Origin of the sequence: Aquimarina besae (assembly GCF_042434905.1) — a bacterium.
Taxonomy (GTDB): Bacteria; Bacteroidota; Bacteroidia; order Flavobacteriales; family Flavobacteriaceae; genus Aquimarina.
Genome location: NZ_CP170199.1, coordinates 796,019 through 810,873, shown reverse-complemented (window position 1 = coordinate 810,873; position 14,855 = coordinate 796,019). Strand labels below are relative to the sequence as shown.

Genomic DNA, 14,855 nt, shown 5'->3' with positions numbered 1-14,855 from the left:
TCAATTACCTTCCAAAATAGTCATAATAACGTTCTGCGTGTTGCTCGTAACGTTTAATCAAATCGATATTTTTCTTTTCGAGATCGGTTAATTGATTTCTAATATCTGTAGAAACCGGAATGTACCAATCAATGTGACTGTCAAAAAAATAACGCATTCTTCGATTTTTAAAAGAGTATCCATGCCTGGCATAAATTGAATTTCGAATAATTTCTAAATCTCCTTTGTGTAGGTTTTCTAGGTCTTCATTAGTTAATTTTGTGTTTGAAGCATTGATTTTTAATGCTTCAATAGTTGCGTATTCGCTTTCTGGGCCATCATTATTTGAATCAAAAACACCATTATATAATTCTGCGAAAACATCCCCCATATAATAACCATCCTCTTCATCATCATTAAACTTTATAAGGTCTTGATCGGGTTTGTATAAAAACTTATTTTTTAAAAGTTCATATTTTCTTTCTGACACAGCTAATTTAGTATCGTTTGCAACCCAAATCCCTTTGATAAATTTTAACGTAGGATTGAATTTAAATTCAAAAACGCCATCATATTTATCATCACCAGGTTCAACAACTTTTGCTTTATAAGTTGTGGTGTCAATAACACCTTGAAAAGGACGGGCGTTACCCGCTACTACCGAATGACCAAAAATGGAATCTTTCGTAATATGATTGATTGATATATTTATTTTGTTACTGTATGAAGGTTTTTTTTCAGGATCATATTTTACTGCCTTAAATTCTCCAACATAAAACCCTAATAGGTTTTGATGATCGGAGGCTTCTTTAAAAAACCGTGGTGTGAAAGGAACCATCACATTTTCTAGAATTGTATTTTTATGGGAATACTCTTCGATTATTTTTTCATCTTGTTTTTCAGGTTTAGGAGTACTTGCTTCTGTTTTAGACTCTATTATAGTAGGGTTTTGATTTTCTGTTTTTTGAATTTTCTGTTTGCAAGAAGACATAAAAGCTAATAACAATAAGAAGATGATATTTTTCATGAATGGTTTTTATTATTTAGGTATTTAAAGATAATAACTTCAGCAATAATAAGATTTAATACCCAACCTAGCCATGCTACAATTTGATATACATCCATAGGTCTTGGCTGAAAAACCAGAACAATTAGGTATTTCCATAAGCGTAAAGTTATAGCAGATAACGTTAAAGCAAAACTTCTGATCATAAAAATTTGATGTTTTTGATAGTCTTTTTGTTTAATTGCTAAAAACGCTTTTAAAGTAAACCAAAACCAACCAATAGCTAATAAACAAAAGGCAAGCTGAGACCAGAAACCACCATTGGCATAATATCCAATAACCAGTCCCGATGGTGCAGCAAGCAGTAGCACGGATACTAAATACATCCAGCCAACAATTTTATGAACTTTGGCGTACTTTGTTCTTACCTTTTTAGAAAATTGTGTAAATCCTGCAAATAAGGAAAAAACAGAGAATGTTACGTGAACATAAAAGGCAATTTTATAATGTGTAAAATGAATATACTGTTGCTTGATTCTTAAAAATGCCACATCAAAGTCAATAGGAAAGTATTGAAGTGTAATCTGAAACATCAATATACAAAAGAAGGTATACAGTATCAGGAGCACTATTTGATATATGGTAACTTTCTGCATAAAAATAAAAAAACCTCAACAAATATATGAAGAGGTTTAGTATATGTTACGATTATTTGTTTCTACAAATCAAATCCAATGTTTACACCAAGCTTGTTGGCAATTAACTTGTTGATTCGTTGTTTTAGCTGAGGTATTTTTACACTTTCCAATACGTTATTCGCAAAAGCATACATTAATAAGGCTCTTGCTTCTTTTTCTCCAATTCCTCTGGATCTCATATAGAACAAAGCTTGTTCGTCTAACTGACCGATGGTACAGCCGTGAGAACACTTTACATCGTCTGCAAAAATTTCTAACTGAGGTTTAGAGTTAATTGTTGCTTTGTCACTTAATAGGATATTGTTATTAGATTGAAAAGCATTGGTTTTTTGTGCTTCTTTATTAACAATAATTTTACCATTAAATACACCGGTAGCTCTTTCGTCAAAAATACCTTTGTAGTCTTGGTGACTTTCGCAATTAGGTTCTGTATGATGAACCAACGTATTATGATCCACGTGTTGTTTGCCTTCTATAATGGTAACACCATTTAATATGGAGTCAATACCTTCACCTTTTTGATAAAAATTTAAGTTGTTTCTGGTAAGGTTTCCTCCAAAAGCAAAAGTATGCACAGAAGCCACACTTTGAGCCTGTTGTTGTATAAAGGTATTATCGATCAGGGAAGCCACCTCGTTATCATTCTGAATTTTGTAATAATCTACAAACGCACGTTTATCAGTAAAAATTTCTGTTACTGAGTTGGTTAACACCGGATTTTCTGTCAAACTTTGATGACGCTCAATGATCTGTACGTGTGCATTTTTTTCTACCACAATAAGATTTCGAGGTTGTAAAAGTTGTATAGATTCTTTTCCTGTAGAAAAGTGGATAATCTGTATTGGCTTATCTGCTACTTTATTTTTAGGAATATAAATATAAGCGCCTTCTTTGGAGAAAGCAGTATTTAATGAAGTCAATCCGTCCTGCTTAGCGATTTTGTTAAAATATTTATCTATAACCGTCTTATACTTAGGACTATTTAAAGCAGAAGACATCAAACACACATCAATTTTGTCGTGAGTGGTTTCTGATAAATGCGAAGAATATTTGCCGTCAATAAATACAATTTTATAGGTGTCTAAATCGTGTATAAAGTACTTTTTAACATCTTTGAACTCCAGGGCATTTTCTTCTTTAGGGAAAATACTGTAATCGTGTTTTAGTACTGCATTTAGTGAAGTATATTTCCAGGCTTCTTCTTTTTTAGAAGGAAACCCCTTCTCTTCAAAGACTTTTATTGCTTGACTTCTGATATCATGAACAGGAGCGTCTACATCTACTGTATTTTCAAAAGCAAGAAAAGAAGACACTAATTTTTCTTTTAGCTCCATAACTATGCGTTTATCTCTTCTTTAATCCAATCGTATCCTTTTTCTTCCAATTCTAAAGCGAGTTCTTTTGTGCCGGATTTTACAATTTTGCCATCATATAATACATGTACATAATCTGGTACGATGTAATCCAGTAATCTTTGGTAATGTGTTATTACGATAATAGCATTTTCGCTACTTTTCAGTTTATTCACTCCGTTTGCCACGATCCTCAATGCATCAATATCTAAACCTGAGTCGGTTTCATCTAGAATGGCTAATTTTGGTTCCATCATGGCCATCTGGAATATTTCGTTACGTTTTTTCTCTCCTCCAGAAAATCCTTGGTTAAGAGAACGAGACAAGAATTTACGATCGATATCTAATAATTCAGATTTTTCACGGATCTTTTTCAACATATCTTTTGCCGGCATCTCTTCAAGACCTTGCGCTTTTCTGGTTTCATTGATGGCGGTTTTCATAAAATTGGTAACAGTAACACCAGGAATTTCGACTGGATATTGAAACGAAAGAAAAACTCCTTTATGAGCACGTTCTTCTGCTGCTAATTCTTCAATATCTTCGCCATTTAACAGGATGTTACCCTCAGTTACTTCATATTCTTCTTTTCCTGCAACAATGCTGGCCAAAGTACTTTTTCCTGCACCATTAGGACCCATTATTGCGTGAACTTCTCCTGCTTTTACGTGTAGGTTAAGACCTTTTAAAATTTCTTTGTCTTCAACACTAGCGTGTAAATCCTTAATTTCTAACATCTTGTAGTTTTATATCTTTGTAAATAAAATTTTAGTGATTATGCCCTTCATGTCCGGCATCACCAGCTTCTTGTAGTGTGTCGGATGATTTTATTTTTGTTGGTAATGCTTCGGTTGGTTCACTTACACCAACAATTTCTTTTATTTCTACAACCTGTGGCCAGCCATCTTCTGTATTATCCTTAATGATACCATTAATAACTACGGGTACCATATCGTATTCTTCTCGTTGTAGTGGTTTTATTTTTTGAGCTAATTTTTGAGCCATGTCATCTACGACAACTCCGTAGATAAAATCTTTACCCTTAAGCACGCCGGCATTATCAATCAAAATATATTCTCCACGAATCAGTGTTGAATCAGTATTAGATGATTCTTTTTTTTCATTTTTACAGGAAAAAATTAATAGGCTTACGATGATAAGAAGAGCTGATTTTTTCATTTATGCGAATTTGTTGGTTATACACTTTATCCTACAGAACCTTCTAGAGAAATTTCTAAAAGTTTTTGAGCTTCTACCGCAAATTCCATCGGAAGTTTGTTCAACACCTCTTTACTAAAACCATTAACAATCAATGCAATTGCTTTTTCGGTATCAATACCTCTTTGGTTACAATAAAATATTTGATCTTCTCCAATTTTACTGGTAGTTGCTTCGTGTTCTATTTGAGCAGTTTTATTTTTTGCTTCAATATAAGGAAACGTATGAGCGCCACATTCATTGCCCATTAACAAAGAATCACATTGTGAAAAATTACGAGCATTGGTAGCCCGACTATTAATTTGTACTAATCCTCTGTAGCTGTTTTGGGATTTTCCGGCAGAAATTCCTTTAGAAATAATAGTACTTTTGGTGTTTTTTCCTAAGTGAATCATTTTGGTACCTGTATCCGCTTGCTGAAAATTATTTGTGACTGCAATAGAGTAAAACTCACCAACAGAATTGTCTCCTTTAAGTATGCAGGATGGATATTTCCAGGTAACCGCAGAGCCTGTTTCGACCTGAGTCCAAGAAATTTTGGCATTTGCCTCACAAATTCCACGTTTTGTTACAAAATTATATACACCACCTTTTCCTTCGGCGTTACCGGGATACCAGTTTTGTACGGTTGAATATTTAATTTCTGCTTGATCCAATGCTATTAATTCTACGACTGCAGCGTGCAATTGATTTTCATCTCGAGAAGGAGCTGTACACCCTTCCAAATAACTTACATAACTACCTTCGTCGGCAATGACCAGTGTTCTCTCAAACTGACCTGTACCTGCTTGGTTAATTCTAAAATAGGTAGATAGCTCCATAGGGCATTTAACTCCTTTTGGAATATAACAAAAGGAACCATCACTAAATACTGCCGAGTTTAAGGCCGCGTAGAAATTATCTTTTTGTGGTACCACAGATCCTATATGTTTTCTTACCAGCTCTGGGTGCTCTTGGATAGCTTCAGAAATAGAACAGAAAATAATTCCTTTTTCTGCTAGGGTATCTTTAAAAGTTGTTGCTACAGAAACAGAATCCATTACAATATCTACCGCAACACCTGCTAATTTTTTTTGTTCATCTAAAGAAATACCCAACCTTTTGAACGTATCCAATAATTCTGGATCTACTTCATCAAGACTGTCGTATTTTGGCTTTTTATTGGGAGCTGAATAATATGAGATATCTTGAAAATTAGGTTTTTCATAATTTACGTTAGCCCATTCCGGCTCTTCCATTTGTTCCCAAGCTCTGAATGCTTCTAATCTCCAGTTTGTCATCCATTCTGGCTCATTTTTCTTCTTAGAAATCGCACGAACAATATCTTCATTTAGACCCACAGGAAAGGTATCAGATTCTATATCTGTATAAAATCCATACTCGTATTCTTTGGTCTCTAATTCTTTTTTTAAGTCGTCTTCAGTATATGCCATCTTATGAAGTCCTACATATTTCTATAGGATCTTTTTTTAATTTTTAAAGGGAAAAACTCTCTCCGCAACCACAAGTTCTATTTGCGTTGGGATTATTAAAAACGAAACCGGTTCCATTTAATCCTCCGGAATATTCTAGGGTAGTGCCGATGAGGTATAAAAAGCTTTTCTTATCGACAATAATTTTTACACCATTGTCTTCAAAAACTTTATCTCCTTCTTCTTGGTTTTTATCAAATTTCAAGTCATAAGACAAACCTGAACAACCTCCGCTTTTTACACCCACGCGAATATAGTCTGATGAAGCGTCATATCCGTCGTCACTCATCAATTCTATGACTTTCTTTTTAGCTGTATCTGATACCTTAATCATACTATTATAAAATAGATTAATTCTAAATTGATTGCAAATATACTACATATGTAGGTTTTATTTACATAACCTAACATTTATCTAACATATATGAGTATAGGGATCATCTATCATAAATAAGGGAGAGGACTATAAAAATTCTGAAAAGCGATTATCATTTACGAAGTCATCATCTGTGAGCGTTTTAAGAAAAGAAATAATCTGTTGTTTTTCGTCTTCGGTCATCGGAATTCCTACCACATCACCATTAAAATTTTTGAAAATAGGATCCAAGGTTTCAGAATCAACCATACCACCACTATAATGATCTAAAACGTCTTTTAAAGTTTGTAATCTTCCATCGTGCATATAAGGAAAGGTAAGTTCAATGTTTCTTAGATTAGGCACTTTAAATTTATAGATGTCGGAAGCCAGACCAGTTACCCGGCTTCTACCGATGTCATTGTATTGTGGATCTATTGGCAATCCGTTATTTCGGTACGATTGATCGGTAAATAAAGTCCCCGCGTGACAAGAAGCACATTTTGATGTAAATAGTTCAAAACCAGCTGCCTCATCTGTTGTAAAAACGGAGCCTTCATTTCTTTCTATTTTATCATATTTAGAGTTTGATGAAATCATCATAATCGTAAATTGTGCTAATGCTTTGAGGATATTTTCGGAGTTGATCCTTTGATCTTCAAAAGCTTCAGCAAAGAGGGTTACATATTCCGGTTGTTCTTCGAGTTTTTTAATAATGTTTCCAAAAGACTCATTCATCTCCACTTCTGCAGTGATCGGTATAATCGGTTGTAAATCCAGGTGTATAGCAGCACCATCCCAGGTAAACTCGTTCATAAAAGCCAAATTATGCAGGGGTTGTGCATTTCTTGTTCCTAATGCTCCATCCACTCCGTGGCTTACAATATGAGTATGATGTGTAAAAGCAAAATCCTGAATATGACAGAACCCACAAGAGATAACACCATCTGAAGATAGCCGACCGTCATAGAATAGTTTTTTGCCTAATTCGAATCCTTTTTCTGTAGGTGGATTAAGGGATACGTTATAACTAGGCTCCGGAAAATTGGAAGGAACCGTAAATTCTAGTTTTTTATTTTGATCAATAGGTACATATTCGTCTTTCTCAGAGCTGCACGCAACTCCGAAAAGAATAAGTATGGTATACCCGATGTTTTTAATCATTTAATTAGGATTGTCGTTTATTATAAACATAGCACTTACGTTTTCTGCCAATATTGGTGCGTTTACAGGATCTACCTGAACATCGCTTTTTTGCTCCAAAGAGTACGTGCTGACGCTATCAAAAATTTTAGCTATATCTGCATCAATAGACAAGTCGGAAGAGGCTTGGTCCTCAAAACTTAGGCTGTTGGGCAGGTCTAATGTAATTTCTTTATAATTATCTAATGCTGTTCCGTGGCTTCCTATATGCAAAAGGAAATCTTCGGATGTACCACCTTGAGGAGTAAAAGAACCTTCAAATTTTAAAAATTTATATCCGGCAGACCAAGACCAAAGCATTCCATTTTCCTCGGCAGTAGGAATAAAATTAGCAACACCATTAAGAGGATAGTTAGATTGATCCACTCCAAATCCGAATTTAATTTTGTTATAAACACCGGTATCTATATTATTAAGTGTAATTCGTTTACTGGAGGGAATTTCTTCATTAATTAAAAAATAACTATCCTCAACCGGATAGATGAATTCTTCTCCATTTTCTTTGATCAGAACAATATTGCTAATGATATATTTTAGTTCTGTTATAGTATAAGACTCGTTACTTTGATTTGTATAAGAAGCAGTATTTAAACCAATCAGATCAGTGCCGACCTTATTTGTAAAATTTATTTCCAAGGTTCCAAATGTAGGGGCATCATCATTTTTACAAGATATTACCGCCATTAGAACAAATACTATGAACGTAAACTTTTTCATGTTTATTGATATTTTATGATGATAACGTCTTTACCACCTCGATTATTAGGAACATTTATGTCATTACTTTCAGAACTCCCGGCTATTACAATTTTTTTATCCCGAGTTTCTATGCATCCTACGCCAAACTCCTCGGCACTGCCACCTAGAGTAGATTTCCATTTCACACCACCAGTATTATCAATCATCACATTCCAGATGTCACTTTGACCTTGGTTTTCTGTGATATCCCCATTGTCACTTCTGGAGTTACCGGTAATGATAAAACCTCCGTCTTGTGTTTTGTGGATTCCCCTTCCGGTATCAAACTCGGTACCACCTAGCGATTTTTCCCATATGAGATTTCCATTTCCATCAATTTGAATCATCCAGAGATCTGCATTGCCTCTGGACTCTGAGATGTCTCCGTCATTACTTCTAGAATCCCCAATAATAGTATATTTTCCATCTCCTGATGTTGCAATGGCATATCCTACATCAATTTCAGAACCACCATAGGTTTCTTCCCAGACTAGGGTTCCTTCTGCATTTACTTTTACTACCCAAAAATCGTAACTTCCGTTACTGTTAGATACATCAAAATCATTACTTTCTGAGGATCCGATCATTAAAAAGCCGTCATCTTCGGTTTGTACAACATCATAGCTTCTGTCGTTATTGCTTCCGCCAAAATAACGCCTCCATTCTTTTTCACCTGTTGCGTTTAATTTAATTCCCCAAAATTCACCAACTCCGTGTTTCTGAGAAATGCTTTTATTGTCATTTCCTTCTCCATTGCTAGCGGAGACATCCAGAAATCCTGTGATAAAATATCCGCCATCGGTTGTTTGTACGATTGAAAAAGCACGATCTATACCTGAGAACCCGAATGATTTTTCCCATTGAATATCACCCGTAGCATTAATCTTAACGATCCAATAATCCTGAAGACCTTCATTTAAGCTAACATCTCCATCATTGCTTCGGCTATATCCAACGATAGCATAACCACCGTCATTTGTTTTAATTATTTTTTGGCCTCTGTCATCTCCGGTACCACCATATGTTTTGCTCCAAATGACACTTCCATCAGTGGATATTTTTAGCGCCCAATAATCACTATCTGTTGCAGTTTTATCTGCAATATCTCCATCTATGCTTTGTGTATAACCAAAAACAACATAACCTCCGTCTTCTGATTCCACAATAGATAACGCATCGTCTTCACCGCTGCCACCAAAGGTTTTAACCCAAGCTACTTCACCTTGAAAACCTTCTGTTGGTGTAGGATTGTCTGGTCCATCAGGTGTATCATCGCTGCTACATGCTATTAAGGATAGCAGCAAAAAAACGGCAATGAAAACCAGAAAGGAATGGGGTCTTTTATTCATATTCTTAATTAATAATTAGTTTTTTGGTTGAATCATTTATTCTTACCAGATAAATTCCCGGTGGATAATTAAGTGCTAATTTGATGCTTTGAGAATTGTCAAATTTTGTAATTTCTTTTATCTTTTTTCCTAAAACATTAAAGATCTGGATTTTTCTTAAATCCGATGTATTGATTCCATCAATTGTAATTTCAGACTTTGCCGGGTTTGGGTACATAGTGAACACCGATTTCTGTGTAAAGTCGTTTACGCTTAAGGTATTACTTTCTCTAACGAGCAAAAATCCTCTTTCGATATCGCTGATGACAATATTTCCACTGTTAAAATATGGATATACATTCCAGGCACCATTAAATCCTGCACTATCATTTGATGGATAACTATCAAAAGAACCAACTTCTGTTATATTTTTATTTGCAATATCCGAAATATCAACCACACGTAAACCAGCTCGGTAGTTAGCAAGATAAAACTTATTACCTTTAACATACCCATTGTGATCTATTGCCGGTGTTGGACCATTGTAGCTCATATGAAATTTTGGGTTATCTAAATCTTCGAAGTCAAAAATAATCGTTCGAGTATTGAAACCAACATTTCTTTCATCAGTCTCATCACCCAACAAAAAATAACGTTGATCTTCTGTGAACCAGCCTTGATGTGTATAACCTATGTTAGTATATCCAATTGTCGAAATAGTTACCGGATTATTTTTATCGGTTATATCGGCAATTACAACTTCAATTTCATTACTTCCAATCAATATTTCACGACCTGTATAATCGGTGTCTGGTCCATTATAGTTAACTACCTGAGCATCGTGACTATAAGCTTGCCCCCCATTAGATAAGAAACCACCGGCATCGACAGGGTTTTTAGGATCTCGTATATCAATAAATAATGGCCCTCCCCGATAGGTTCCGGACCTACTTGTCCCTACTGCATATGCGAACCCAGTATCTTCATTGATTACAATATTATGAGCATTGCCAAAACCTGTATATCTAGTATCGGCAGTAAAAATTTGCGGCGGATTGGTAACATTTCTTAATCTGGTTAAATCAAAGACCTGCATTCCGTGATTAGATGCTTCACTAACGATAAACGCATGATTTTGATATACTTTTACATCTCTCCAAGAACTATTGGTTGTTGCTGTTGGTAACTTCCCTAAATATAAAGGATTTAAGGGATCTGAAATATCGATAAAAGCAGTTCCGTTATTCAGACCGATAAGTGCATATTCATTTCCTGTAGATTCGTCTGTCCAGCCCCAGCTATCATTTCCTTCTCCAGCACTCATTGTTGTCAAGGAAATCTGAGACATAAGGTCGTAATTATCGCAAGGAAAAGAGCCGGCCATTCCATTATCACAGACGGTTTGAGAAGAAATGCTTAACGATAGGAACAGTAGGCTTAGTGTGAATAAATACTTCATTGGTTTAAGGTATTAAGAGTTTATAGGATGAGTATTGAGTTGTTTAAATATGATGGAGTTAATTGGAAGTACTTTCCTTTACCAAGAGAAAACCTGCATTGATATCACTTATGACAAGGTTTCCACTTTCGAAATATGGATACACATTCCAGGCTCCATCAAAAGAGGCTGCATTACTAGACGGGAATGTATCAAAATACCCTATTTCACTAATAGATTTTAACTCGATATCCGAAATATCAATAATTCTGATTCCGGCTCTATAATTAGCTAAATAGAATTTGTTTCCTTTTACATACCCATTGTGATCTATTGCCGGTGTTGGACCTGTATAGTCCATATGAAATTTTGGATTATCGAGATCTTCAAAATCTAGTATAATTGTTCGTGTATTAAAACCTACACGTGATTCATCCAATTCATCTCCTAACAAGAAAAATCTTTGATCTTCTGTAAACCATCCTTGATGCGTATATCCTACATTGGCGTAACTAAGGGTAGCGATTGTTTTGGGATCATTTTTATCAGTGATATCTGCAATCACGATTTCAATTTGATTGCTCCCTATCAATATTTCTCTTCCTGTGTAATCCGAATCCGGACCATTATAGGTAACAACCTGTGCATCGTGGCTGTAATCATCCCCTCCGTCAGAAACAAAACCTCCTGCTGCTACAGGGTTTATTGGATCTTGTATATTTATAAAATGAGGACCACCACCAAAAGTAGATGTGCCTACGGCATATGCAAATCCGGTGTTTTCGTTGATGACAATGTTATGCGCACTGCCAAAATCAGCGTATGTGGTTGTTGCAGTAAAAGTTTGTGGAGGGTTTGTTACGTTTCTTAAGCTGGTTAAGTCAAACACCTGCATACCGTGACCGGGTGCTTCACTAACGATAAACGCATGATTTTGATATACTTTGATATCACGCCAAGAACTGCTGGTTGTAGCGGTTGGTAATTTTCCTAAATAAATTGGGTTTTCAGGAGTAGAGATGTCAATAAAAGCAGTACCGTTATCAAGGCCCATGATTGCATATTCTTTACCATCAGTGGGATCCGTCCATCCCCAACTATCATTTCCTGAAGACGCACCCATTTCTGAAAGTGATATGGAAGCAATGAAATCAACACCACAACTTGTGTAAATTCCTCCTTCAACTTGTGTTGAACAAGCATTTGGGTTGTCATTGATATTTTCATCATCATTACTACAATTAAGAAAGAACAAAAGGCTAAAAATGCATGCGATACTACTCAGATTTTTCTTCATATTTTAAATACAGATTTTTATTAATGGGTTTCAGGGTATATATATAACAAGTAAACAAAGAAATACCCTACAGTTCTAAGGAACGAAAGATAACCAAAAGTACGCTTAACACATAGTAAGGGCGTAAAACTTGTTGGTTTTTTGATAAATGTCCATATAAAAGGTAACAAAATTCTTTAATGGACGAAGAAGTTAGTCTAGGAAATATTTTGTTACCCAAAGATGCAACTTATTACATTGTGGTTGCAAGAGATTGAAGACTGAGTGCAGGTGAGAATGGCAGTTATAAGCTGATGATAATTTCAGACACCCCGTTTTTAGAAGAAGAAATTATAAATGATTCTACCGTTGTGAATCATGAACTAAAATGTATTTAAAATAAACAAATGAATCCTAGATTTTTTAGGGATTTTTATACAATGAAATCAGCTTGTTCGCTACCTTTGCAATTATGATTGAAGATAAAAATACATCAAGAACATCCTTATCAGAACTAGGAGAATTTGGTCTTATAGACCACTTAAGTAAGAATTTTGAAATCAAACAGGAATCTACTATTCGAGGAATCGGTGACGATGCGGCGGTTTTGGATTTTAAAAATAAGAAATGTGTCCTAACCACAGATCTGTTGATTGAAGGAGTGCATTTTGATTTATCTTATGTTCCACTAAAGCATTTAGGTTACAAAGCGGTAATGGTAAACCTTTCTGATGTGTATGCAATGAATGCTACTGCAACTCAGATTACGGTATCTATTGCGGTATCTAACAGATTTCCTTTAGAAGCACTAGAAGAATTGTATCTAGGAATTCAAACAGCTGCCAAAATCTATGATATAGATGTGGTTGGTGGAGATACTACATCTTCTACAACCGGATTGATGATTAGTATTACTGCAGTTGGTCAAGCCGAAGAAGCAAATTTAGTATATCGTGATGGAGCCAAAGAAAATGATCTTTTGGTGGTTACAGGGGATTTGGGAGCCGCGTATTTAGGACTTCAAATATTAGAAAGAGAAAAGCAAGTATACAAAGCAAATCCCAATTCACAACCGGATCTGGACCAGTATTCCTATTTGATTGAGCGACAGTTAAAACCTGAAGCAAGAAAAGATATTCTTGAACTTCTTAAAGCTTTAGATGTAAAACCTACAAGCATGATAGATATCAGTGACGGATTATCTTCAGAGGTGATTCATTTATGTAAAAAATCAAAAGTAGGAGTAAATCTGTATGAAGAAAAGATACCTCTGGATCCTGCAGTTATTTCAACATGTGAGGAATTTAAGTTAAATAGTACAACTGTTGCTTTAAGCGGAGGGGAAGATTATGAGTTATTATTTACAATTAAGCAAGAAGATTTTCCGAAGATCAAAGCAAATCCTAATCTTACGGTAATTGGTCATATGACCGATGAGAAAAGTGGAATTGGATTAGTTACAAGGGCAAATGAAAAAATCGAACTAATTGCACAAGGCTGGAATCCAATAAAAGAATAATTTATGAGGCAGTCTGAAGGTTAATTTTACCTTTATTTCTTGCAATTTTTTTGGCGTGCACAGAAGCTAAAGCATCATTTATTTCTTTCAGTTTTGGTGTCATTACTTCTAATCTACCTCTGCTATTCGTTGTGGCCTGTTCGCCGCAATGTGAACACGTATATTCTTTAATGTGATGCGTAACCTGTTTAGAAGTAACATAATCATGACCGAATAAAGCACAGTATATTTTTGAAATAGAAAATGACGAATGTGGGGTATTTTTCTTCATCTTTGAGGGGGTTAAAAGTTCATTATCAATACAATAATAACATTTTTTTAGTTATTAACAATGATTTGTAAGAAAAATTTTTAGAAAAAATTCTAAAATCGCTTATAAATTATATATTATAGTGTTTTTGGCTGTTAAAAATGCATTTTATCGGATAATTAAGGTATTAACGCGGTCTGTTTTTATGATGAATATGATCCTGAACAAGACAAAAATAGCTTAGGATTTTGTTAAAAATTTTTGCAATGATTCTAGAAACTCTTCTCGATTTTCAATATAGGACATATGACCTCCATCAAAAGAAACCAAGCAGGTTTCACATAGCTTTGATTCTTCTATGTTTTGTTGATAGGATAGCACAGGATCTTTTTCTCCTGAAAGAATTATTTTAGGTTTTTTAAATTTTAACAATACTGAAGAACGATCTTTTCTAATTTTCATTCCCTCTAAGGCAGAGATGATCCCTTGTAACGGAGTTTTGGAAGCCTCATTTTTTATGGTTTCAATTTGATCTCTATATTTTGTTTGGTTTTCTTCAGCAAAAAGATTGGCTATTGCCATGCTTGTATATGCATTAGGGTTTTTTTTGACGATATCTATTGCTCTGCTTCGGTTTATCTTTCTTTCTTCATTATCCGGAAAAGAGGTAGAATTTAGCAAAACAAGTCTGGAAACCATTTCTGGACAGGCATCCAGATATGCTAATGCGACATATCCGCCCATAGAGTGACCGATAAAGGTAGCGTTATCAATTTTAATATGATCTAAAACAGCTTTAACAGCTTCTGCCATATCTTCCATACGGTGAATATAGCCTTTGCAATCTGTTTTTCCGTGCCCTAATAGGTCAACAGTAATGCAGGTATACGTATTGGTGAAATGAAGAATAATCTCATTCCACATGGTTGAATTTTCTAAAAAGCCATGTAAAAAAACTAAGGGCTCTCCTTTTCCGAATATGTTATAATGAATTTTTAGGCCTTTGTGCTTTAATGTCATTTT

General features: G+C 34.9%; 15 protein-coding genes. 1 reads left to right on the top strand and 14 read right to left on the bottom strand.

Annotation, left to right across the window (positions count from 1 at the left end; genetic code table 11):
- Positions 1–4: 4 nt before the first annotated feature.
- From ACE94K_RS03545 to ACE94K_RS03490, 12 genes are all read right to left on the bottom strand, one after another.
- Positions 5–1,006: a YARHG domain-containing protein gene (locus tag ACE94K_RS03545; RefSeq protein ID WP_378180039.1), complete on the bottom strand. Its 1,002-nt coding sequence runs from the start codon at positions 1,004–1,006 to the stop codon at positions 5–7.
- Positions 1,003–1,578: a DUF2306 domain-containing protein gene (locus ACE94K_RS03540; RefSeq protein WP_378180036.1), complete on the bottom strand. Its 576-nt coding sequence runs from the start codon at positions 1,576–1,578 to the stop codon at positions 1,003–1,005. The genes ACE94K_RS03545 and ACE94K_RS03540 overlap by 4 nt, the downstream gene beginning before the upstream one ends.
- Before the next feature lie 125 nt (positions 1,579–1,703).
- Positions 1,704–3,017, bottom strand: a complete 1,314-nt coding sequence (gene sufD / locus ACE94K_RS03535) for a Fe-S cluster assembly protein SufD (RefSeq protein WP_378180033.1) — start codon at positions 3,015–3,017, stop codon at positions 1,704–1,706.
- A gap of 2 nt (positions 3,018–3,019) precedes the next feature.
- Positions 3,020–3,772 carry a Fe-S cluster assembly ATPase SufC gene (gene sufC, locus ACE94K_RS03530; RefSeq protein ID WP_378180030.1) on the bottom strand — a complete coding sequence of 251 codons (753 nt, stop codon included), beginning with the start codon at positions 3,770–3,772 and terminating at the stop codon, positions 3,020–3,022.
- A gap of 31 nt (positions 3,773–3,803) precedes the next feature.
- Positions 3,804–4,214: a hypothetical protein gene (locus ACE94K_RS03525; RefSeq protein ID WP_378180027.1), complete on the bottom strand. Its 411-nt coding sequence runs from the start codon at positions 4,212–4,214 to the stop codon at positions 3,804–3,806.
- Between the two features lie 26 nt (positions 4,215–4,240).
- Positions 4,241–5,686, bottom strand: a complete 1,446-nt coding sequence (gene sufB / locus ACE94K_RS03520; protein WP_378180025.1) for a Fe-S cluster assembly protein SufB — start codon at positions 5,684–5,686, stop codon at positions 4,241–4,243.
- A gap of 43 nt (positions 5,687–5,729) precedes the next feature.
- On the bottom strand, positions 5,730–6,059 hold the full coding sequence (locus ACE94K_RS03515; RefSeq protein WP_378180022.1) for a HesB/IscA family protein: 330 nt from the start codon (positions 6,057–6,059) through the stop codon (positions 5,730–5,732).
- Between the two features lie 129 nt (positions 6,060–6,188).
- Positions 6,189–7,244: a cytochrome-c peroxidase gene (locus ACE94K_RS03510; RefSeq protein ID WP_378180019.1), complete on the bottom strand. Its 1,056-nt coding sequence runs from the start codon at positions 7,242–7,244 to the stop codon at positions 6,189–6,191.
- Complete coding sequence (locus tag ACE94K_RS03505; RefSeq protein ID WP_378180017.1) at positions 7,245–8,000, bottom strand: MbnP family protein; 756 nt, start codon at positions 7,998–8,000, stop codon at positions 7,245–7,247. It abuts the gene before it with no gap.
- Positions 8,001–8,002: 2 nt separating this feature from the next.
- Complete coding sequence (locus ACE94K_RS03500; protein WP_378180014.1) at positions 8,003–9,370, bottom strand: hypothetical protein; 1,368 nt, start codon at positions 9,368–9,370, stop codon at positions 8,003–8,005.
- Positions 9,371–9,374: 4 nt separating this feature from the next.
- On the bottom strand, positions 9,375–10,808 hold the full coding sequence (locus tag ACE94K_RS03495) for a choice-of-anchor B family protein (RefSeq protein WP_378180011.1): 1,434 nt from the start codon (positions 10,806–10,808) through the stop codon (positions 9,375–9,377).
- Positions 10,809–10,866: 58 nt separating this feature from the next.
- Positions 10,867–12,084, bottom strand: a complete 1,218-nt coding sequence (locus tag ACE94K_RS03490; protein WP_378180008.1) for a choice-of-anchor B family protein — start codon at positions 12,082–12,084, stop codon at positions 10,867–10,869.
- A 451-nt stretch (positions 12,085–12,535) separates the two neighbouring features.
- Here ACE94K_RS03490 and thiL point away from each other — a divergent pair, with 451 nt between their 5' ends.
- Entirely contained in the window at positions 12,536–13,582 is a 1,047-nt protein-coding gene (gene thiL / locus ACE94K_RS03485; RefSeq protein WP_378180005.1) for a thiamine-phosphate kinase, read from the top strand.
- Between the two features lies 1 nt (position 13,583).
- Here thiL and ACE94K_RS03480 read toward each other — a convergent pair whose 3' ends face one another.
- Together ACE94K_RS03480 and ACE94K_RS03475 are read right to left on the bottom strand one after the other, a co-directional pair.
- The gene (locus ACE94K_RS03480) at positions 13,584–13,853 is read right to left on the bottom strand and encodes a hypothetical protein (RefSeq protein WP_378180002.1); all 270 of its coding nucleotides are present in this window, start codon (positions 13,851–13,853) and stop codon (positions 13,584–13,586) included.
- A 219-nt stretch (positions 13,854–14,072) separates the two neighbouring features.
- Positions 14,073–14,852, bottom strand: a complete 780-nt coding sequence (locus tag ACE94K_RS03475; protein ID WP_378179999.1) for an alpha/beta fold hydrolase — start codon at positions 14,850–14,852, stop codon at positions 14,073–14,075.
- Positions 14,853–14,855: the final 3 nt, after the last annotated feature.

What these genes read in the sequence shown, in the direction of transcription:
- ACE94K_RS03500 (WP_378180014.1), bottom strand. Translation starts at nt 9,370, where the DNA reads ATGAATAAAAGACCCCATTCCTTTCTGGTTTTCATTGCCGTTTTTTTG.
- thiL (WP_378180005.1), top strand. Translation starts at nt 12,536, where the DNA reads ATGATTGAAGATAAAAATACATCAAGAACATCCTTATCAGAACTAGGA.
- sufB (WP_378180025.1), bottom strand. Translation starts at nt 5,686, where the DNA reads ATGGCATATACTGAAGACGACTTAAAAAAAGAATTAGAGACCAAAGAA.
- ACE94K_RS03490 (WP_378180008.1), bottom strand. Translation starts at nt 12,084, where the DNA reads ATGAAGAAAAATCTGAGTAGTATCGCATGCATTTTTAGCCTTTTGTTC.
- sufD (WP_378180033.1), bottom strand. Translation starts at nt 3,017, where the DNA reads ATGGAGCTAAAAGAAAAATTAGTGTCTTCTTTTCTTGCTTTTGAAAAT.
- ACE94K_RS03540 (WP_378180036.1), bottom strand. Translation starts at nt 1,578, where the DNA reads ATGTTTCAGATTACACTTCAATACTTTCCTATTGACTTTGATGTGGCA.
- ACE94K_RS03475 (WP_378179999.1), bottom strand. Translation starts at nt 14,852, where the DNA reads ATGACATTAAAGCACAAAGGCCTAAAAATTCATTATAACATATTCGGA.
- ACE94K_RS03510 (WP_378180019.1), bottom strand. Translation starts at nt 7,244, where the DNA reads ATGATTAAAAACATCGGGTATACCATACTTATTCTTTTCGGAGTTGCG.
- ACE94K_RS03480 (WP_378180002.1), bottom strand. Translation starts at nt 13,853, where the DNA reads ATGAAGAAAAATACCCCACATTCGTCATTTTCTATTTCAAAAATATAC.
- sufC (WP_378180030.1), bottom strand. Translation starts at nt 3,772, where the DNA reads ATGTTAGAAATTAAGGATTTACACGCTAGTGTTGAAGACAAAGAAATT.
- ACE94K_RS03505 (WP_378180017.1), bottom strand. Translation starts at nt 8,000, where the DNA reads ATGAAAAAGTTTACGTTCATAGTATTTGTTCTAATGGCGGTAATATCT.
- ACE94K_RS03495 (WP_378180011.1), bottom strand. Translation starts at nt 10,808, where the DNA reads ATGAAGTATTTATTCACACTAAGCCTACTGTTCCTATCGTTAAGCATT.
- ACE94K_RS03525 (WP_378180027.1), bottom strand. Translation starts at nt 4,214, where the DNA reads ATGAAAAAATCAGCTCTTCTTATCATCGTAAGCCTATTAATTTTTTCC.
- ACE94K_RS03545 (WP_378180039.1), bottom strand. Translation starts at nt 1,006, where the DNA reads ATGAAAAATATCATCTTCTTATTGTTATTAGCTTTTATGTCTTCTTGC.
- ACE94K_RS03515 (WP_378180022.1), bottom strand. Translation starts at nt 6,059, where the DNA reads ATGATTAAGGTATCAGATACAGCTAAAAAGAAAGTCATAGAATTGATG.